Annotated in this window: 22 protein-coding genes; 16 read left to right on the plus strand and 6 right to left on the minus strand. The window is 61.5% G+C overall.

From position 1 onward, the window contains the following. Window positions 1–216: 216 nt before the first annotated feature. The 3 genes from CN673_RS03610 (at window position 217) to CN673_RS03620 (ending at window position 3,932) form a co-directional block, all read left to right on the plus strand. Window positions 217–1,572 carry an NAD(P)-dependent oxidoreductase gene (locus CN673_RS03610; RefSeq protein WP_099864823.1) on the plus strand — a complete coding sequence of 452 codons (1,356 nt, stop codon included), beginning with the start codon at window positions 217–219 and terminating at the stop codon, window positions 1,570–1,572. Between the two features lie 15 nt (window positions 1,573–1,587). Further along, a complete protein-coding gene (gene preA / locus CN673_RS03615) occupies window positions 1,588–2,901 on the plus strand; it encodes an NAD-dependent dihydropyrimidine dehydrogenase subunit PreA (RefSeq protein WP_099864824.1) in 1,314 nt (437 codons plus the stop codon). Between the two features lie 77 nt (window positions 2,902–2,978). Further along, window positions 2,979–3,932 carry a DMT family transporter gene (locus tag CN673_RS03620; protein ID WP_245409756.1) on the plus strand — a complete coding sequence of 318 codons (954 nt, stop codon included), beginning with the start codon at window positions 2,979–2,981 and terminating at the stop codon, window positions 3,930–3,932. Window positions 3,933–3,972: 40 nt separating this feature from the next. Here CN673_RS03620 and CN673_RS03625 read toward each other — a convergent pair whose 3' ends face one another. Then, window positions 3,973–4,281, minus strand: a complete 309-nt coding sequence (locus CN673_RS03625; RefSeq protein WP_099864825.1) for an EthD family reductase — start codon at window positions 4,279–4,281, stop codon at window positions 3,973–3,975. A gap of 76 nt (window positions 4,282–4,357) precedes the next feature. Next, window positions 4,358–5,038, minus strand: a complete 681-nt coding sequence (locus tag CN673_RS03630; protein ID WP_099864826.1) for a TetR family transcriptional regulator C-terminal domain-containing protein — start codon at window positions 5,036–5,038, stop codon at window positions 4,358–4,360. A gap of 316 nt (window positions 5,039–5,354) precedes the next feature. Between CN673_RS03630 and aptA the strand changes: the two genes are divergently transcribed. The 7 genes from aptA to CN673_RS03665 are packed head-to-tail and all read left to right on the plus strand — an operon-like array spanning window position 5,355 to window position 13,117. Further along, window positions 5,355–6,680 carry an omega-aminotransferase AptA gene (gene aptA, locus CN673_RS03635; RefSeq protein WP_099864827.1) on the plus strand — a complete coding sequence of 442 codons (1,326 nt, stop codon included), beginning with the start codon at window positions 5,355–5,357 and terminating at the stop codon, window positions 6,678–6,680. Window positions 6,681–6,715: 35 nt separating this feature from the next. Beyond that, window positions 6,716–7,963 carry a Zn-dependent hydrolase gene (locus tag CN673_RS03640; RefSeq protein ID WP_099865059.1) on the plus strand — a complete coding sequence of 416 codons (1,248 nt, stop codon included), beginning with the start codon at window positions 6,716–6,718 and terminating at the stop codon, window positions 7,961–7,963. A 53-nt stretch (window positions 7,964–8,016) separates the two neighbouring features. Continuing rightward, entirely contained in the window at window positions 8,017–9,474 is a 1,458-nt protein-coding gene (gene hydA / locus CN673_RS03645) for a dihydropyrimidinase (protein WP_099864828.1), read from the plus strand. An 11-nt stretch (window positions 9,475–9,485) separates the two neighbouring features. Continuing rightward, window positions 9,486–10,304, plus strand: a complete 819-nt coding sequence (locus tag CN673_RS03650) for an ABC transporter ATP-binding protein (protein WP_099864829.1) — start codon at window positions 9,486–9,488, stop codon at window positions 10,302–10,304. Window positions 10,305–10,320: 16 nt separating this feature from the next. Beyond that, the gene (locus CN673_RS03655) at window positions 10,321–11,229 is read left to right on the plus strand and encodes an ABC transporter permease (protein ID WP_099864830.1); all 909 of its coding nucleotides are present in this window, start codon (window positions 10,321–10,323) and stop codon (window positions 11,227–11,229) included. After that, the gene (locus CN673_RS03660; protein ID WP_099864831.1) at window positions 11,226–12,098 is read left to right on the plus strand and encodes an ABC transporter permease; all 873 of its coding nucleotides are present in this window, start codon (window positions 11,226–11,228) and stop codon (window positions 12,096–12,098) included. The genes CN673_RS03655 and CN673_RS03660 overlap by 4 nt, the downstream gene beginning before the upstream one ends. A gap of 17 nt (window positions 12,099–12,115) precedes the next feature. Further along, window positions 12,116–13,117, plus strand: a complete 1,002-nt coding sequence (locus CN673_RS03665; protein WP_099864832.1) for an ABC transporter substrate-binding protein — start codon at window positions 12,116–12,118, stop codon at window positions 13,115–13,117. Between the two features lie 57 nt (window positions 13,118–13,174). Here CN673_RS03665 and CN673_RS03670 read toward each other — a convergent pair whose 3' ends face one another. Continuing rightward, window positions 13,175–13,459, minus strand: a complete 285-nt coding sequence (locus CN673_RS03670; RefSeq protein ID WP_099864833.1) for a hypothetical protein — start codon at window positions 13,457–13,459, stop codon at window positions 13,175–13,177. Between the two features lie 158 nt (window positions 13,460–13,617). Here CN673_RS03670 and CN673_RS03675 point away from each other — a divergent pair, with 158 nt between their 5' ends. From CN673_RS03675 to CN673_RS03685, 3 genes are all read left to right on the plus strand, one after another. Beyond that, window positions 13,618–13,947: a hypothetical protein gene (locus CN673_RS03675; RefSeq protein WP_099864834.1), complete on the plus strand. Its 330-nt coding sequence runs from the start codon at window positions 13,618–13,620 to the stop codon at window positions 13,945–13,947. 131 nt (window positions 13,948–14,078) lie between these two features. Continuing rightward, a complete protein-coding gene (locus tag CN673_RS03680; RefSeq protein WP_099864835.1) occupies window positions 14,079–14,924 on the plus strand; it encodes a PRC-barrel domain-containing protein in 846 nt (281 codons plus the stop codon). A 109-nt stretch (window positions 14,925–15,033) separates the two neighbouring features. After that, window positions 15,034–15,279: a YMGG-like glycine zipper-containing protein gene (locus CN673_RS03685; protein WP_099864836.1), complete on the plus strand. Its 246-nt coding sequence runs from the start codon at window positions 15,034–15,036 to the stop codon at window positions 15,277–15,279. A gap of 47 nt (window positions 15,280–15,326) precedes the next feature. Here CN673_RS03685 and CN673_RS03690 read toward each other — a convergent pair whose 3' ends face one another. Continuing rightward, the gene (locus tag CN673_RS03690; RefSeq protein ID WP_099864837.1) at window positions 15,327–16,184 is read right to left on the minus strand and encodes a Crp/Fnr family transcriptional regulator; all 858 of its coding nucleotides are present in this window, start codon (window positions 16,182–16,184) and stop codon (window positions 15,327–15,329) included. A 363-nt stretch (window positions 16,185–16,547) separates the two neighbouring features. Here CN673_RS03690 and CN673_RS03695 point away from each other — a divergent pair, with 363 nt between their 5' ends. Continuing rightward, window positions 16,548–16,913 carry a response regulator gene (locus CN673_RS03695; RefSeq protein WP_157928792.1) on the plus strand — a complete coding sequence of 122 codons (366 nt, stop codon included), beginning with the start codon at window positions 16,548–16,550 and terminating at the stop codon, window positions 16,911–16,913. A gap of 40 nt (window positions 16,914–16,953) precedes the next feature. Here CN673_RS03695 and CN673_RS03700 read toward each other — a convergent pair whose 3' ends face one another. Next, window positions 16,954–17,535: a sigma-70 family RNA polymerase sigma factor gene (locus CN673_RS03700; RefSeq protein WP_099864839.1), complete on the minus strand. Its 582-nt coding sequence runs from the start codon at window positions 17,533–17,535 to the stop codon at window positions 16,954–16,956. Beyond that, window positions 17,528–17,725, minus strand: coding sequence for a NepR family anti-sigma factor (locus tag CN673_RS03705; RefSeq protein ID WP_099864840.1), 198 nt, complete (start codon window positions 17,723–17,725; stop codon window positions 17,528–17,530). Before CN673_RS03705 ends, CN673_RS03700 begins: the two co-directional genes overlap by 8 nt. A 162-nt stretch (window positions 17,726–17,887) precedes the next feature. Here CN673_RS03705 and CN673_RS03710 point away from each other — a divergent pair, with 162 nt between their 5' ends. Together CN673_RS03710 and CN673_RS20840 are read left to right on the plus strand one after the other, a co-directional pair. Beyond that, window positions 17,888–18,685, plus strand: coding sequence for a response regulator (locus CN673_RS03710; RefSeq protein ID WP_099864841.1), 798 nt, complete (start codon window positions 17,888–17,890; stop codon window positions 18,683–18,685). A 159-nt stretch (window positions 18,686–18,844) separates the two neighbouring features. Then, window positions 18,845–18,994, plus strand: coding sequence for a hypothetical protein (locus CN673_RS20840; protein WP_157928793.1), 150 nt, complete (start codon window positions 18,845–18,847; stop codon window positions 18,992–18,994). Window positions 18,995–19,021 lie beyond the last annotated feature (27 nt).

Genomic DNA, 19,021 nt, shown 5'->3' on the forward strand with positions numbered 1-19,021 from the left:
GCCGCGCGATTTTCGAATTGGTTTTAAATCTTTGTAATGTAAGACTAATTTGGAAAAATTGATCGTATGGTAAAATAAATTTGACGCGTGGCTGAATTCCGCTCATTCTCCTTGGAACGACAATAAAGAACGTTCGACGAGGACCACCACAAAAAGAGGGTGCGTGTGGGACGCACTCATCTCGGCCCGCCGACGTTTCGATGCCGAGGTGGAACAATGACGACTTTGCAGCCCGCGCAGCGGGACGTGCGGTCGGGCCGGCTCGCGCCCGACCAGTATGCCGAGAATTTCACCGATCTTCATCCGCGTCTTGATCATCACGAGGCTCTGGTGGAAGCCGATCGGTGCTATTTCTGCTACGACGCGCCGTGCATGAATGCATGCCCGACCGGGATCGACATCCCCCTCTTCATTCGCCAGATCGCCGTTGACAACCCAACGGGCGCGGCCAAGACGATCCTGAAAGCGAACATCCTTGGCGGCATGTGCGCGCGGGTCTGTCCGACGGAGACGCTCTGCGAGGAGGTCTGCGTGCGCGAGACGGCCGAAGGCAAACCGGTGAAGATCGGGCAATTGCAGCGCTATGCGACCGACCATCTTATGGAGACGGCGTCGGATCATCCCTTCAAGCGTGCAGCGACAACGGGCAAGCGTGTCGCTGTCGTGGGGGCGGGTCCGGCGGGTCTTTCCTGCGCCCATCGCCTGGCGATGCTTGGCCATGACGTGGCGATCCTCGATTCGCGCGCGAAAGGCGGCGGCCTCAACGAATACGGCATCGCGGCCTACAAGGCCGTCGATGGTTTTGCGCAGGCCGAACTGGATTTCATCCTCGCGATCGGCGGTATCGAAGTGCGCAATGGCGTCACGCTCGGCTCCGACGTTACGCTGAACGATCTTGCGCGGGACTACGATGCCGTATTCCTCGGCATGGGCCTGCCGGGCGTCAACGACCTCGGATTGGACGGCGCGGATGCCGACGGGATCATCGATGCGGTCGACTACATCGCGCGGCTGCGCCAGACGGACGATCTGGCCTCCTTGCCCGTGGGGCGACGGGTCGTCGTCATCGGCGGCGGCATGACGGCGATCGATGTCGCCACGCAGGTCAAGCTCCTGGGCGCGGAAGAAGTGACGATCTGCTATCGGCGCGGACAGGAGGCGATGAACGCGTCCGAGTACGAGCAGGAGCTTGCGCAAACGGCCGGGGTCACGATCCGGCACTGGCTGCGCCCGCACGCGATCGTCCGCGGGGACGGCGGTGAGGTCGCGGGCATGCAGTTCGAATATACGGCCCAGCCGAACGGTAAGCTGGTGGGGACCGGTGAGACGCTGTTCCTGCCGGCCGACCAGATATTCAAGGCAATCGGCCAGACATTCGATGCGGGCCCTCTCGCCGGAGCGGATGTGAAGCTCGAAGCCGGACGTATTTCGACCGACGACACCCGGCGCACCTCCATGGCCGGGGTATGGGCGGGCGGCGACTGCATCGCCGGCGGCGAAGACCTGACGGTCGTATCGGTCGAAGACGGCAAGATCGCCGCGATGGACATTCACCAGGCGCTGACGGCGTGAGGGAAGGAGCAAAGCATGGCTGACCTTTCGACAGAGTTCCTCGGCATCAAGTCACCCAATCCCTTCTGGCTCGCCTCCGCGCCGCCGACAGACAAGGCCTACAATGTCGACCGGGCGTTCGAGGCCGGCTGGGGCGGGGTCGTGTGGAAGACGCTGGGCGAAGCAGGCCCGCCGGTCGTCAATGTCAACGGGCCGCGCTACGGCGCGATCTGGGGCCCGGACAGGCGGCTCCTGGGGCTGAACAACATCGAACTCATCACCGACCGCGATCTCGAGGTCAATCTCCGCGAGATCGCCGACGTCAAGAAGCGCTGGCCGGACCGTGCGATGATCGCCTCGATCATGGTGCCTTGCGAAGAACAGGCATGGAAGGCGATCCTGCCGCGCGTGGAAGATACCGGCGCGGACGGTATCGAGCTCAATTTCGGCTGTCCGCACGGCATGAGCGAGCGCGGCATGGGCTCGGCCGTCGGTCAGGTGCCAGAATACATCCAGATGGTTGCCGAGTGGTGCAAGGCCCATTCGCGCCTGCCGGTGATCGTCAAACTGACGCCGAACATCACCGACATTCGCTATCCGGCGCGCGCGGCGAAACGCGGCGGGGCGGACGCGGTGTCGCTGATCAACACCATCTCGTCGATCACCTCGGTCAATCTCGACACGTTCTCGCCGGAACCGTCGATCGACGGTAAGGGCTCGCATGGCGGCTATTGCGGTCCGGCGGTCAAGCCGATCGCGCTCAACATGGTGGCCGAGATCGCCCGCGACGGCGAGACCCGCGGTCTGCCGATTTCGGGCATCGGCGGGATCACCACCTGGCGCGACGCGGCGGAGTTCATCGCACTCGGCTGCGGCACGGTGCAGGTCTGCACGGCGGCGATGACATACGGCTTCAAGATCGTCGAGGAAATGGCGGACGGCCTTTCGGAATGGATGGACGAAAAGGGCTATCGGACGATCGACGATTTCAAGGGCATGGCTGTGCCGAACGTCACCGACTGGCAGTACCTCAATCTGAACTATGTGACGAAGGCCCATATCGACCAGGATCTGTGCATCAAGTGCGGGCGCTGCCACATCGCTTGCGAGGACACCTCGCACCAGGCGATCACCTCGATGGTGGATGGGGTTCGCCATTTCGAGGTTATCGACGAGGAGTGCGTCGGCTGTAATCTGTGCGTCAATGTCTGCCCGGTGGAGGACTGCATCACCATGGAGCAGATGGTGGCGGGCACCGATCCACGCACGAACAAGCCGATCGACCCCGGCTATGCCAACTGGACGCAGCACCCCAACAATCCGATGGCGGCGAAGGAAGCGGCGGAATAGGGATGTCTGCGCCGTGCGCCGGATCGTGACATGAGGCGAGGTGTCAGACGCAAGGCCGAGCGATCGGTACTTGCTCCATGACGCAGGCCGACGACCTCGATCGGTCGGAAACGACGATGCCGCGAAACTATGCGATCGGCCGGGAGAAACTTCTCGGCCATCTCGCCATGCTCTGTTTCGCTCTTCTCGTCGCCGGCTCGTTCTCGCTTGGCTCGCGGGCGGCCCCTCATATCGGGCCCGCTGCGATCAATGCGATCCGCTTCGTCATCGGTGTCGCAGTCATGGGTGCTGCCGCGGCGCTCATGTTGCGCGGGAGCGGTGTCCGCCTTCTGGCATGGCCGGTCGGTGCGTGGCGTTTTGCCGTGCTCGGTGGTCTGATGGCGCTCTATTTCGTCACCATGTTCATCGCACTCGGCATAACCAGTCCCGTTTCGACCGGGGCGGTTTTCACGCTGATTCCGTTCCTCAGCGCAGTCTTCGGCTATCTGTTTCTGCGCCAGACGGTCGGTCCGATTGTCCTCGTCAGCTTGATGGTGGCCGGCGCGGGGGCGTTATGGGTGATCTTCGATGGTCGCCTTGCGGCGTTGTTGCGATTTTCGGTCGGCCGGGGTGAAGCGATCTTCTTCGTTGGATGTCTTGCCCATGCCGCCTATGCGCCCCTCGTCAAGCGGTTCAATCGCAAAGAGCCGCTCGCCTATTTCACCTTCTGGACATTGAGTGCGACCGGCGGATGGATCGCTCTTTACGCTGTGCCCGAAATCGCAAGGACGGCCTGGACCGGTTTGCCGCCGATCGTTTGGGCGACGATCCTCTATCTTGCCGTCTTCACGACGGCGGCGACCTTCTTCCTGCTCCAGTATGCTTCCATGCGCCTGCCGGTCTCGAAGGTGTTCGGCTATTCCTATCTCACGCCGAGCTTCATCATCGTTTTCGAGGGTCTGGCCGGAGCCGGGTGGACAAGCACGAGCGTGGCTATCGGCGCGCTGGTCACCGTCATGGGGCTGGTCGTGCTGGTGGTGGCGGCGGACTGATCTTTCCAGGTTCACCGCTTCCGTAGAGATCCGAAGGACCCTAAAGCGTCTCTTCATCGAAGAAATAGAGATCGGCACCGCCGTCTGCGAAATTCGCGATGTCGCCGGCCGCGGCCTTGCCTTCTGGAGAGCCGAGGGCAGAGCGGATGGCGTCGAGCGAATCGAAATGCAGAATGGCCAGGAGATGATAGTCCGCCGGGCCGCCGGGCGTATCGATGCCGCCGCGGCTGATCTCGTATTTGCGCAGACCCGGGATCTTTTTCGCCAGCGGCACGTGCGTTTCGCGATAATAGCGATCAAACGCCGTCTTGTCCTGTGGGGTCCGGTACATTGCGATCAGCTTGGCCATGGCTTTCCTCCAGTCGCGGATACTCTGGCGATCCGCCGAGAGGAGGGCAATCGCACCTTCGTGCTGGTCGGCGCATTCAGCCGCGCGGCCGGATTCCGTTCAGGAGGATGGACAGGACGGCCTGAGCGGCCTGTTCGCGGTGTCCCGGCTGATCGACCTGGGGGCCGAGCACCGCACGGATCTGCACGTCGAAGTCCGCGTAGTGCTGCGTCGTCGCCCAGATCGTGAAGATCAGATGATAGGGGTCGATCGGTGCCAGGCGTCCCTCGCTCACCCAGCGACGCAGGACAGCGGCCTTTTCGTGGACCATGTTGCGCAGGTTCGTTTGCAGGAACCGGCCGATCATCGGTGCGCCGTGGAGGATCTCGTTGGCGAAAAGACGGGACGCCTCGGGCCTTGATGCCGACATCTCCATCTTGATCGAAATGTACTTGCGCAACTCCTCGATCGGATCACCTTCGGGATCGAGCGCGGCAAACGGATCGAGCCACTCCTCCAGCGTTTCTTCCAGAACCGTGACGTAGATGTCTTCCTTCTTCGGAAAATAGTAGAGCAGGTTCGGCTTCGACATGCCGGCCCGTTCGGCGATCTGGTCGATCGTCGTCCCGCGAAATCCGTAGGTCGAGAACATCTCAAGCGCCGCGTCGACGATGAGGCCGCGGTTGATGGCCTGGATTCGCGTGCGTTTCTCTTTCGCGCGCGGGATGTCCGCGCGCGGGACAGCGACACCGGGTCTACGCGTGGTTGGAACGTCCATCGAGCGCTTCTCTCCGCAATGGTCAACCGTTGAGCATTTCGCTCGTTTCCTGCACCTTATCGCCTCTTCGTGCCGAAGGGATAGGCAGTCGGCACATGAGTTCCAAAGCGATGCAATCGGGAGTGCGAAATCTGACTTGACCGGCCTATGACGCTCTTCTAGCGTACATTTTGACCATTCAGTCAAGTTTTTGAATTCCCCGTCAAGAGGGATCAACGGACGTGGCCCGAGCGGGGCTGATGGCGAAGGGGAACAGTATCAGTCAGGCATGTGCGCGAGCGATCCCCTTCGTTCGTCCATGCGGAGGCGTGCATCGATGACCAGCGCACCGGTCCGACCCAACAACCTTGATGCTTTCTGGATGCCGTTCACGGCAAACCGCCAGTTCAAGCAGTCGCCGCGCATGTTCGTCTCGGCCGACCGGATGCACTATACGACGTCCGACGGGCGAAAGGTTCTGGACGGCACGGCGGGGCTTTGGTGCTGCAATGCCGGCCACAACAGGCCGAGGATCGTTGAGGCGATCCGCCAGCAGGCAGGCGAACTCGACTATGCGCCGGCGTTCCAGATGGGACATCCCAAGGCGTTCGAGCTCGCCTCGCGGCTGACTCAGATCACGCCCGAGGGTTTCGATCATGTCTTCTTCACGAACTCCGGATCGGAATCGGTCGACACGGCGCTGAAGATCGCGCTCGCCTATCAACGCGCCAAGGGCGACGGCGCACGCTTTCGTCTCATCGGACGTGAACGCGGCTACCACGGTGTCAATTTCGGCGGGATTTCCGTTGGCGGGATCGTGGCCAACCGCAAGATGTTCGGCACATTGCTGACCGGCGTCGACCACATGCGCCACACGCATGACCTGGAGCGCAATGCCTATTGCCGTGACGAACCGGACCATGGCGTGGAACTGGCCGAGGACCTGACGCGCATTGCGACGCTGCATGATCCTTCGACCATCGCGGCGGTGATCGTGGAGCCCGTGGCAGGGTCGACGGGCGTTCTGCCGCCACCGAAAGGCTATCTCAAGCGACTGCGCGAGATCTGCGACCAGCACGGCATTCTCCTGATCTTCGACGAGGTCATCACCGGATACGGTCGGCTCGGGACCCCGTTCGCACCGGATTATTTCGATGTCGTTCCCGATATCATGGTCACCGCGAAGGGGCTGACCAACGGTGTGATCCCGATGGGAGCGGTGTTCGTCAGGAAGGAGATCTACGAGGCCTTCATGACGGGCCCGGAGCATCTGATCGAGTTCTTCCACGGCTACACCTATTCAGGCAATCCGATCGCATCGGCCGCCGCGATCGCGACGCTCGACACCTATCAGGAAGACGGTCTGCTGACCCGTGGCGCGGAGCTTTCGAACTACTGGGCGGATGCACTGCACTCGCTCAAGGGCCTGCCACACGTCATCGATCTGCGGACGATCGGCATGATCGGCGCGATCGAACTGGAGCCGATCGCGGGCCTGCCGACCAAGCGCGCGTTCTCGGCGTTTCTGGAGGCATATGAAAAGGGACTGCTGATCCGCACGACGGGCGACATCATCGCGCTGTCGCCGCCATTGATCATCGAAAAGTCCGAGATCGATTTCATCTTCGATACACTCAGGACGATCCTGACTTCGCTCGATTGAGAGCACGTACCGACATCGACGACAAGGGAGCCTTCATGACACTCACCGGCAATATGCGCATCGACGGCGACCGGCTGTGGGACAGTCTCATGGAGATGGCGAAGATCGGGCCTGGATTGCGTGGTGGGAACAACCGCCAGACGCTGACGGACGAAGACGGGGAAGGGCGCCAGCTGTTCAAGTCGTGGTGCGACGCGGCAGGCCTGACGATGGGCATCGACGAGATGGGCAACATGTTCCATCGCCGCGAGGGAACCGATCCCGATGCCCTGCCGGTCTATGTCGGCAGCCATCTGGATACCCAGCCGACGGGCGGCAAGTATGATGGCGTGTTGGGTGTGCTCGGCGGGCTGGAGATCATCCGCACGCTGAACGATCTCGGCATCAAGACGAAGCATCCGATCGTCGTGACCAACTGGACCAACGAGGAGGGTACGCGTTTCGCGCCCGCAATGCTCGCCTCGGGCGTCTTCGCCGGGGTGCACGATCAGGACTGGGCGTATGAGCGCAAGGACGCCAAGGGCAAGAGCTTTGGCGACGAACTGGCCCGCATCGGCTGGAAGGGCGAGGAAAAGGTCGGCGCACGCAAGATGAAGGCGTTCTTCGAACTGCATATCGAACAAGGCCCGATCCTCGAGGCCGAAAACAGGGACATCGGCGTCGTCACGCACGGGCAGGGCCTGTGGTGGTTGCAGGTGACGCTGACCGGCAAGGACGCGCATACCGGTTCGACGCCGATGAAGATGCGCCGCAATGCCGGTCTGGGCATGGCGAAGATCACCCAGCTCGTCCATGAAATCGCGATGGCGCACCAGCCCGCCGCCGTGGGCGCGGTGGGCCACTGCGACGTCTATCCCAATTCACGCAACGTCATTCCCGGCAAGGTCGTCTTCACGGCCGACTTCCGCTCGCCCGACCAGGCGACTCTCGATGCCATGAAGGCGCGTTTCGAGAAGGAGGCGCGGGCGATCGCCGAAGACCTCGGCATCGGTATCGAGATCGAGGAAGCCGGTCACTTCGACCCGGTAACGTTCGACGAGGGTTGCGTCACGGCGGTACGCAACGCCGCTGACCGGCTCGGGTATTCACACCGCGACATCGTCTCGGGCGCCGGACACGATGCGTGCTGGATCAACCGCGTAGCGCCCACTTCGATGGTGATGTGCCCCTGCGTCGACGGGCTGAGCCACAACGAGGACGAGGACATCACGAAAGAGTGGGCCAAGGCCGGCGCCGACGTGCTTTTTCATGCCGTCGTGGAGACGGCGGAGATCGTGGAGTAGACTTCAAGCGACAACGAAGCTGGGCGGCACCGCAGACAAAAAGAGGGAGCAGCATGCCAAGCAAGGTCATCAAGAACGGAACGATCGTCACCGCCGACCTGACCTACGAGTCGGACGTGCTGATCGAGAACGGCGTCATCACCGAGATCGGCCGCAACCTTTCCGGCGACGAGGTGCTGGATGCGGCCGGTTGCTATGTGATGCCGGGCGGCATCGATCCGCACACGCACATGGAAATGCCCTTCATGGGCACCTATTCCTCCGACGATTTCGAGACCGGCACGCGCGCCGCGCTGCATGGCGGCACCACGATGGTGGTCGATTTCTGTCTGCCGGCGCCAGGCCAATCGCTGCTGGAGGCGTTGCAGGCCTGGGACAACAAGTCGACCAAGGCAATGTGCGACTATTCCTTCCACATGGCGGTCACCTGGTGGGGCGAGCAGGTCTTCAACGAGATGGAGACCGTGGTCCGCGAGAAGGGAATCAACACGTTCAAGCACTTCATGGCCTACAAGGGCGCCCTGATGGTGGACGACGACGAAATGTACGCCTCGTTCCAGCGCTGCGCCGAGCTGGGTGCCATGCCGCTTGTCCATGCCGAGAACGGCGACGTCGTCGCGTCGCTTCAGCAGAAGCTGCTGGCCGAAGGCAACAACGGCCCGGAGGCGCATGCCTATTCAAGGCCGACCCAGGTGGAGGGCGAAGCGGTCAACCGGGCCGTCATGATCGCCGACATGGCCGGAGTGCCGCTCTATGTCGTGCACGTCTCGTGCGAGGAGGCGCACGAAGCGATCCGGCGCGCGCGACAGCTCGGCAAGCGCGTCTACGGCGAACCGCTCATCCAGCATCTCGTTCTGGATGACAGCGAATATCAGCACCCGGACTGGGATCACGCGGCAAGGCGCGTCATGTCGCCGCCGTTCCGGTCCAAGGTTCATCAGGACAGCCTGTGGAACGGCCTTGCGTCCGGCTCGCTGCAGGTGGTCGCGACGGATCACTGCGCCTTCACCACGGAGCAGAAGCGCTACGGCGTCGGCGATTTCACGAAAATCCCGAACGGAACCGGCGGCCTGGAAGACCGCATTCCGGTGCTGTGGACCAAGGGCGTTGCGACCGGGCGGCTGACGATGAACGAATTCGTGGCGGTGACATCCACCAACATCGCCAAGATCCTCAATATCTACCCCAAAAAGGGCGCTATCCTGGTCGGAGCGGATGCCGACATCATGGTGCTCGATCCGAACAAGTCGAAGACGATCTCGGCCGACAGCCAGGCTTCGGCAATCGACTACAACGTGTTCGAAGGCATCGAGGTCAAGGGATTGCCCCGCTTCGTTCTGACGCGCGGCCATGTGGCTGTGAAGGACGGCGCGTTCGACGGGCGCATGGGACATGGTGAATTCGTCGCGCGCAAACCGGACCAGCCGGTCGGCAAGGCGCTTTCGACGTGGAAGGAACTGACGGCGCCGCGTCGGGTGGAGCGGTCGGGCATTCCGGCGAGCGGGGTCTGAGCGACGTGGCAATGGCGGCGACATCGGTCGATACCGAGGCACACGGGCAGGGCGGCACTTCGGTGATCGCAGCGCATGATCTCGACCTGACATTCAACACCAATGATGGTCCGGTTCACGCCCTGTCGGGGATCGACCTTGAGATCGACCGCGGCGAATTCGTTTCCTTCATCGGGCCGTCGGGCTGCGGCAAGACCACGCTGCTGCGCGTCATCGCCGATCTCGAAAAGCCGACGGCCGGCTCGATATCGATCAATGGCATGTCGCCGGAAGCGGCGCGCAAGGCGAGGGCGTATGGCTACGTCTTCCAGGCTCCCGCGCTCTATCCCTGGCGCACGATCGGCAAGAACATCGCATTGCCGCTCGAAGTGATGGGATTCGACCGGGCCGAGCGGCAACGCCGGATCAGGGACAATCTGGCGCTGGTCGACCTCGCCGGTTTCGAGAACAAGTTTCCCTGGCAGCTCTCGGGCGGCATGCAGCAACGCGCCTCGATCGCGCGGGCGCTCTCCTTCGATCCCGACATGCTCTTGATGGACGAACCTTTCGGGGCGCTGGACGAGATCGTGCGCGACCATCTCAACGAGCAGCTTCTGCGGCTTTGGGCCAAGACGCAGAAGACCGTGGTTTTCGTCACCCACTCCATTCCGGAGGCTGTGTTTCTTTCGACCCGGATCGTCGTCATGAGTCCACGTCCGGGCCGGATCCACGACATCATCACATGCGATCTGGGGCCCGATCGGCCGCTGGAAATCCGCGAGACGCCCGCTTTCCTGGAGATCGCTCATCGGGTGCGCGAGGGACTGCGGGCGGGGCACAGCTATGACTGAGCTGCGGGCTGACTAGATGGCGACGACCGCGCTCACCCCCGTCGCTAGAAGATCGGCCGGTCAGGGCCGCATCGTTCCCGTCGCGACCATGGTACTCGTCATCATGGTCATCTGGTATGGCTTCACCGTCTATCTGAACGCGCGCTGGCAGTTTCAGGTGTTCGACCGGGCAGGAGAGGACTGGACGCTCTGGCAGTTCGTTGCCGGCACGTTCAGCCAGGACCGTCCCGTTCTCCCGGCGCCGCACCAGGTCATCGTGGAGCTGTGGAATTCGACGGTGATGCAGGACGTCACTTCGCGGCGCAGCCTCTTCTATCATGCATGGATCACGCTGTCGGCCACGCTGCTCGGCTTCGTCATGGGTACCGTCCTCGGCATCGCCCTGGCCGTGCTGATCATTCACAATCGGGCGGTCGACCGATCGTTGATGCCATGGCTGATCGCCTCGCAGACCATCCCGATCCTTGCAATCGCGCCGATGGTCGTGGTCGTGCTTGCCTCGATCGGGCTCACGGGCCTTGTCCCGAAATCGCTGATCTCGACCTATCTGTCGTTCTTTCCCGTGGTCGTCGGCATGGTGAAGGGCTTTCGCAGCCCCGATGCTTTGCAGATGGATCTGATGCGGACCTACAACGCCTCACGAGGCGAGGTCTTTGCAAAGCTGCGCTGGCCGAGCGCCATCCCCTATCTCTTCACCTCGATGAAGGTCGGGGTTGCGGCGAGCCTCGTCGGCGCCATCGTCGGAGAACTGCCGACCGGCGCTGCGGGCGGGCTCGGCTCGCGGCTGCTTGCCGGTTCCTATTACGGCCAGACGACGCAGATCTGGGCCGCGCTGTTCATGGCGGCGGCGCTGTCGGCGACATTGATCTTTGCGATCGGTGCGGTCGAAAAGCGCGTTCTGAAACGCACGGGAGTGCAGCCATGAGCGGCGGTTGGATCGCGTTTGCCGTCCTGTTCTGGCTCACCGCCTGGGCCTTCAACGAATGGCTCGTGCGACGCAAGCCGGACAGTGCCGCGGCGCAACGCGCCATTGGAATGGTGGTCCCGCTGCTTTTCGGCGTCGCGCTGCTGGTGTTGTGGGAAGGTCTGACCCGCGGCTTTGCCGTACCGGAGGTGTTGCTGCCGGCGCCCTCCGTCATCTGGGCGCAGATTGCATCCTCCGTCCCGACGCTCTGGGAGGATTTCCAGCAGACCTTCATGAAGTCGGTCTTGATCGGATACGCCATCGGCTGTTCGGTCGGGCTTGTGACGGCCATAGCCATCGATCGCTCGCCTTTCCTGAAGAGGGGGCTTTTGCCGATCGGCAGTTTCGTTTCGGCGCTGCCCCTCGTTGGTATCGCGCCCATCATGGTGATGTGGTTCGGGTTTGACTGGCATTCCAAGGCGGCGGTCGTCGTGGTGATGACGTTCTTCCCCATGCTGGTGAACACGGTCGCCGGGCTCGGAGCGGCCAGCGCGATGGAACGCGACCTGATGCACACCTACGCGGCGAACTACTGGCAGAGCCTCTTCAAGCTGCGCCTGCCGGCGGCCTGGCCGTTCATCTTCAACGCGCTGAAGATCAATTCCACCCTGGCGCTGATCGGCGCCATCGTCGCGGAATTCTTCGGTACGCCGATCGTCGGGATGGGCTTTCGGATCTCGGCCGCCATCGGGCGGCTCAACGTCGACATGGTCTGGGCCGAAATCGCCGTTGCCGCAGTTGCCGGCTCGGCGTTCTACGGTCTCATCGCGCTCATCGAAAAGCGCGTCACTTTCTGGCATCCGTCGGTCCGCGGTGGACGGGCGGGATAAAAAAGGGGAATGGCACAATGAAAAAGCTTCTCGCCACCACGATCCTGACCAGCCTGCTCGCTTGCGGGGCAGGCACGGCATTCGCGCAGGAGATGGACGAGCTGACATTTCAGCTGAAATGGGTCAACCAGGGGCAGTTCGCAGGCTATCTGGTCGCCAAGGACCTTGGCTACTACGAGGAAGAAGGCCTCGACGTGACGATCAATCCCGGCGGACCGGACATTGCGCCGGAGCAGGTGATCGCCGGTGGCGGCGCCGATGTGATCACCACCTGGATGGCGGCCGCGCTGGCCGCGCGCGAGCGCGGCGTGCAACTGGTCAACATCGCCCAGCCTTTCCAGGGATCGGCTTTGCAACTGGTGTGCTCGGAAGAAAGCGGCGTTACGTCGACCGACGATTTTCCGGGCAAGACGCTCGGCGTCTGGTTCTTCGGCAACGAGTATCCGTTCTACGCCTGGATGGCGAAGCTCGGCTATTCCACCGAAGGGGGTGAAGAAGGTGTGGAGGTCCTGCGCCAGGCTTTCAGCGCCGACCCGCTGATCCAGGGCCAGGCGGATTGCATCTCCACGATGCGCTACAACGAATACAAACAGATCCTCGATGCCGGCATTCCGGAAGACAGCTTGACCGTGTTCAACTTCCTCGACGAAGGCGTCGGTATGCTCGAAGACGGCCTCTATGTCCTTGAAGATCGTCTCGAGGATGAAGAATTCGTCGATCAGATGGTCCGCTTCGTTCGCGCTTCCATGCGCGGATGGGAGTATGCGGCGGCCAATCCCGAGGAAGCAGCCGAGATCGTGCTGGAAAACGATATGTCGGGCGCTCTTACGCTCGAAAGCCAGGTCTATCAGGTCGAGGAGGCCGCGGCGCTGGTCGGCGATAGCGCTGCTCTCGACATGGAAGCCTACGAGCAGACCGTGCAGACCCTGCTGAACGCTGTTTCACCGGACAACCCGGCTATCACCGGCGAGCCGGAGGGGGCTTATACCACCGTCGTTACGGACAAGCTGGCGGAATAGGACCAGTCACTGCCACGCCGGGCGGCGTCTCGCGCCGCTCGGCCACGCACTGCGTTGTCAGTCAAACGCGATCGTACGCACGGTACCGTCAGCGCCCGAATAGCCGGATCCGCTCAAGCATTGCGCGGGTATCTGCGGCCACGTCGCAGCGGCACACGTCGTGTTCATCTCAGACAGGCGCTGTGACATCGCGACGACGGCGGAGCCTCGGGCATCCGCCGCGCTTGCTGCATCTTGCGCGGCCGCGTCGGTCGTGACCGACCACCCGATCCCGTTCGCATAGGAAAAGCCGCAGATCGCCAGCGTAGCCAAGGCGAGGATGGATGTTGCTTTTTTCTTCATGGCCCGACAACTCAGGAAGAATACTTTCGGTTCCAAAACGAGTATCGGCCCGATTGCGTAAGGCGCGGCCCGAATCAAATTCGAGTGATCGTTGCTTTTGATCAGGGAACCAAACTGCCACCGGCCTCATTGTTGCTGTGTTCGAAAGGATCAAACCAATGGAACACATTGCGGCTATCATGGTGCTTATCGGTTGTGGTCATGGCGACATCGATTGCAAGGAATTGCCGGCGCCAACTGTTGGGTATGAAACCGTTGAACTTTGCGAGCGAGACATGGAGCATGTCCTGCGCGGCGCCAGCAACAATCATCCCATTGTCTACGGCCAGTGTTCTGCCGTCGATCCCGCGCTATTCGAGCAGGACGCGGTGGTTGCATGGGATTTCGATGAGCGCGGCGATCTGCGTGTCGATGTGGTGCCTTCCGATTCTCTCTATGCGTCGACCGATCCGGCCGAACTCGTCGCCGAGACACCGACAGCTCGTTAACGAACTGACTTGGAACGTGTAGATTTCGCCAAGGATTTCTCGCGCTCGGCGGGAACCATTTGGCTGCCTCGTGGGTTTCATCGGCGACTTCCGTTCCCACCGCGTGTGAACGGTGCGTGCCAACGGGGATTATGAGCAGTTTGAACGCCGCGTTCCGCCTATCGACGACCTCCCTCATCATTCTTGCGGCTGCAGGTGTCGCGTCCGCGCAGGGGCGGGATGGCTCGGGCTCGATCTTTATCGACGAGACGCAAGGCGAACTTCAAAGCATCGAAGGATTCTTCGAGCCGAGCGAAGGGTTGGTCCTGGCGACGTCTCTGATCGGCGAAACGGTTTATACCGGCGCGGCCGACGATGACGAGATGGTCGGCGAAATCCGCGACATCGTCATGTCGGAAGATGGCGACGCCGAAGCCGTCGTCGTCGGTGTCGGTGGTTTCCTCGGTGTCGGCGAGAAGGATGTGGCCGTCGATTTCGATCGCATCAGCCGGGCGGTGGACGAGGAAGGCGATATCTGGTTCGTGATCAATGCCACCGTTGAGGAACTGACCGCGGCACCATCCTTCGATCGCGCTGCGGTGCGCGAACGGGAGAACGAGAACGCTATTTCCTACGCCGAGGAGAATGGTCCGGAGCGCGTGCCGTTGGAAGAGGCCTCGTTGTCGGCCGACGATCTGGTCGGCATGCGCGTTTATGGCGCTGATGATGATGTCGTCGGTGAGGTATCCGATGTGCTGGTCGGTGACGGCGAGCGACTGGAAGCCTTCGTCATCGACGTCGGCGGCTTTCTCGGGCTCGGCGCCAAGCCGGTGGCGATTGGCCTCGACAATCTGAGCGTGCGCCGCGAGGGCGGCGATTGGCAGGCCATCCATACCACTTTCAGCAAGCAGCAACTGGAGGAACACGTCGAATATTCGCAAAGAGCTTACGAGGATGGCGAGGAGGCCGTCATCCTGCGCGCATCGGCAAACCAATAAAAATGCGAGCGCGCTTGCCGTGAAGGGCGGCAGGTGAGCCGGCCCCGCCGGATTTGCCTCACGAACCGCGGTTGATCCGCATTACTCTATCATTCATGGGAATATAATTATGAAAAAGTCTATCGCAGCCGTCCTTCTCATTCTTCCGCTTGCTGCCTGCACGCAGACCCAGCAGGGCGCCGTGCTTGGCGGAGCCGGTGGCGCAGCGGTCGGTGCCGCTGTTGGTGGAACCGATGGCGCCCTGATTGGTGGTGCGGCCGGTGCAGTCGGCGGCGCGCTCATCGGACGCGCTCAGGAAAACAACCGCTGCATCTACGAAGACCGTTACGGTCGCCGTTACGAAGCGGCTTGCTGAGGCTGGCTTGACTTGGAAGCCGGGTCCGATGGGCCCGGCTTCTCCTCTCAGGCGCCTTTCTTTACGGCCACCTTGGAAGGCGCGCCAGTGCTTGCCTTCATGCGGGCCAGTTCGTCCTCTTCGGTTTCGCGCGGTGCGATCTGCGCAGAGATGAGCCGCCGGGTCTGAAACTGCTCCAGGAAGCGCTCGTCGAAATCGGCGAACTCCACGGCCTTTCGCTTGTCATTGAACGTGATGAAGCCGTTGTCGACAGAAATGTAGCCTTCACGCTGCAGCTTTCGCAGGTTCTTGTTCGTGTGAACCAGCGACAAACCCACCGTATCGGCGATCTGCTCCTGTGTCATGAGCATGCGAAAGCCGCTGTCGTCCGCAGCGCCGACCACCATCAAACGGCACCAGATTTCCAGAATAAAGTGCAAGATCCGCTGGCTGGCCGGACGCGCCCCGAGAGAGACGTTGTGCTCGCTCAGGATATTGAAGTTGCGCACCGTCATCCAGTCGAGCCCGGAAGCCAGAACCGGGTATTTCTGATAGACTTCGAGGATGCGGATCGGCTCGATGATCGCGACTTCCAGATCCGTCAGCGCAGCGACCGAATAGATCGAGCGTCGCTGGAAGTTGATGTGCAAGCCGATGAAATCGCCAGGCAGGCAGACCCCGATGATCTGGCGTCGGCCGCTCTTCGTCATCTTGTACTTGATCGCCCAACCGTCGCGGATGAGGAAGCTCAGGCGAAAATCCTCGCCGTCGGTCACGAACTCCTCGCCGCGACGATAGGCGACGCGGTTGACCTGCAATTGTTCGAAGAACTCGACCTCCTCCTCGTTGAGAAGAACGTTGCTTGCCAATCGCTGCACGGCCGCGCTCATCGCCGTTGAGGCTGCGCTCTTGATTGTGGTCGCCATCGTATCCGCCCGCCAAGTCCCTTACCGCCCGCAACGGATCTCCGGTGCGGCCTTTGCAACTCTTAACACGCGGCGTCGCGCGCGCCAGTTTTTTCGATGTCGCACCCGCAACTGCGCAATGCTGCCACAAAGTCGCGAAATACAGGCGCGTCGCCATGACCGATGTCATGGTGATCATCACCGAATGTGATGAGCTTCGATCAAACGAACGACGCGCGGCATCGTCCGCAAGCTGCCGTTGCGCGGCCATTCAGCTATGTCATAGTTAAATGACGCCGCTGTCGATGGTAGCTAGACCGGCACTTGATTTTCTTGCTTTGGGTAAATTTGTAAATGATTTCCTCCGGGGAGGGTGGCGGCCCTTTGTCCAACTTGACGGCGTTGATATTGGAAGACGCGTTTCTGATCGCTTACGAGGCTGAGCAGGCGCTGCTCGAGCTCGGTGCGACGAGCGTCATCATCCTGCAGGACCTGGTCGAAGCTCTGGAGTCGCTGAACCGCGCCGATCCGTTCGATTTTGCCGTTCTCGATCTTTCGCTGGGCGATGGCAACTCGATCGAGTTCGCCAAGCAGATCAAGGAGCGCGGCATTCCTTTCGTGTTCACGTCCGGATATGCCAAGCCTGACGAGGTGGCGCGCGAGTTTCCTGACGTGCCTTACCTCGAAAAGCCCTATCATTTCGACAGGTTGAAGCAGGTCGTTTCAGAGATGCTGCAAAAAAGGAGCTGACCGCGCGCGGCCAGCTCCTTTGCATTTGTGAAGTCCGGTGTCAGGCGATGGATTTCGATCCGCCTGTCATCACCTGCCTCGTCACCGCATCGGGACCGAACTCGTCTTCGCTATCGACGTTCATCAGCTCGGCCAAGCGGGCGCGGGCGCGACTGACTCGGCTCTTGATGGTACCGATGGCGCAATCGCAGATCTCCGCCGCTTCCTCGTAGGAAAAGCCCGAGCCGCCGATAAGGATGATCGCTTCCTTCTGGTCGGAGGGGAGGCGTTCGAGGGCCTTGCGGAAGTCCTGCAGATCGAGATGGCCCATCTGTTCCGGATGACCGGCAAGCTTTGCAGCATGCATGCCGTCCGCATCGGACACCTCGCGGCCCTTCTTGCGCATCTGCGTGTAGAATTCGTTGCGAAGGATGGTGAAAAGCCACGCCTTGAGATTGGTGCCGTGCTCGAAGCTCGACTGCTTGGCCCACGCCTTCATCAACGTCTCCTGCACCAGATCGTCCGCCCTGTCGGACGAACCGATCAGCGACATCGCGAAGGCGCGAAGGTTGGGTACGACGGCAAGGAGATCTTTTCTGAAATGCGAGGAATCAGCCTGATCGCTCTGATCGCTGCTACCCATTCGAGCGACCCTTCTCAGCACGTTCCAGGCTTTCCAGCAGACTTGTGAATTTGTCCGGAACGGGCTCGCTGACGATTTCGTCGTAGATGGACTTCAGCCGCTTGCCGATGTGCGAAGACGAGAGGTCCTCCAGCGGCTGATGCTGATTATGGGCGCCGCCGCCGGCGTCCTCCGTATCGTTTGCACTCATAACTGGTTGGGTTCCCTTTTTCAGCCCCGAGTAAACCGCTTTGAAAACGCCCGGCTTTCAAAAAAGTTCCATGCGTTCGGAACTTTTTTTCCTGCTAATAGTTTTTCTCGCGTGACGCGCTTAAATAGTCGAAATCGCACGTCCATTCGAGGGAGTTCCTTTATGTCTCTAGCTGCCGAGCTTGCTCCGCATCTTCCATTTTTGCGGCGCTTCGCCCGTTCGCTTACCGGTTCGCAGGCCAGCGGCGATGCTTATGTCACCGCGGTTCTTGAAGCCCTGATTGCCGATGTCGACCTTTTTCCTCGCGACGGCGACGTCAAGGTGGGTCTTTACAAGACGTTCGCGACGATCTGGAAGTCGATAGATGTCAACGTCACCCCTTTCTCCGGGATCGGAGGAACGGACAAGAGCGACCATAACCTGCAATTGATCGCGCCGCTGCCGCGCCAGGCGTTTCTCCTGGTCGCCGTCGAAGGCTTCACCAAGGCGGAAGGCGCGCAGATTCTCAGCATGAGTGAACAGGAATTCTCCGATCTCCTCGTTCAGGCTTCCCGGGATATCGCCCAGCAGGTCGCGACCGACGTGATGATCATCGAGGACGAGCCGTTGATCGCGATGGACATCGAGAATCTGGTTCTCGATCTCGGCCATACCGTGACCGGTATCGCGCGCACTCGCACGGAAGCCAATGCTCTGTTCGCGAAGAAGAAGCCGGGCATCATACTGTCGGACATTCAGCTCGCCGACGGCAGTTCCGGCATCGATGCGGTCAACGATATTCTGGAAGAGACGGACGTGCCGGTGATCTTCATCACCGCCTATCCCGAGCAGCTCCTGACCGGCAAGCGTCCGGAGCCCGCCTTCCTGGTAACGAAGCCGTTCCAGCCGGACATGGTTCGTGCCCTCATCAGTCAGGCGCTGTTCTTCAATCGCCAGTCGGACAAGAAGTCCGCAGCCTGACAATCTCTGCAGGTCAAAAAGAGAAGCCGGGTGGGGCAACCGATCTGTTGCCGCATCCGGCTTTTGCTTGGACCGCCCTGACCCGAATGTGCGAGGGGCCGGGAACCATCCGTATGCTGGCGGGTTGCGCCAGGATGATCCCCCGCTGGAGCCTGCACGATGACCGAGCCCGACCGACCCTTTCGCACCCCCGCCGATCCGCCGAAACCACGCCCGTGGGGACCAGCGTCCTATTGGCGGTCGGGGTTGGTGCTCCTGGCGCTCGTCGTTGCCGTTCTTGCCGGGATGCGGCTTTTCGCAGGCGGATGATCCATAAAAAACGCCGCGCTAACAACG

This window comes from Neopararhizobium haloflavum, assembly GCF_002750855.1.
Taxonomy (GTDB): Bacteria; Pseudomonadota; Alphaproteobacteria; order Rhizobiales; family Rhizobiaceae; genus Georhizobium; species Georhizobium haloflavum.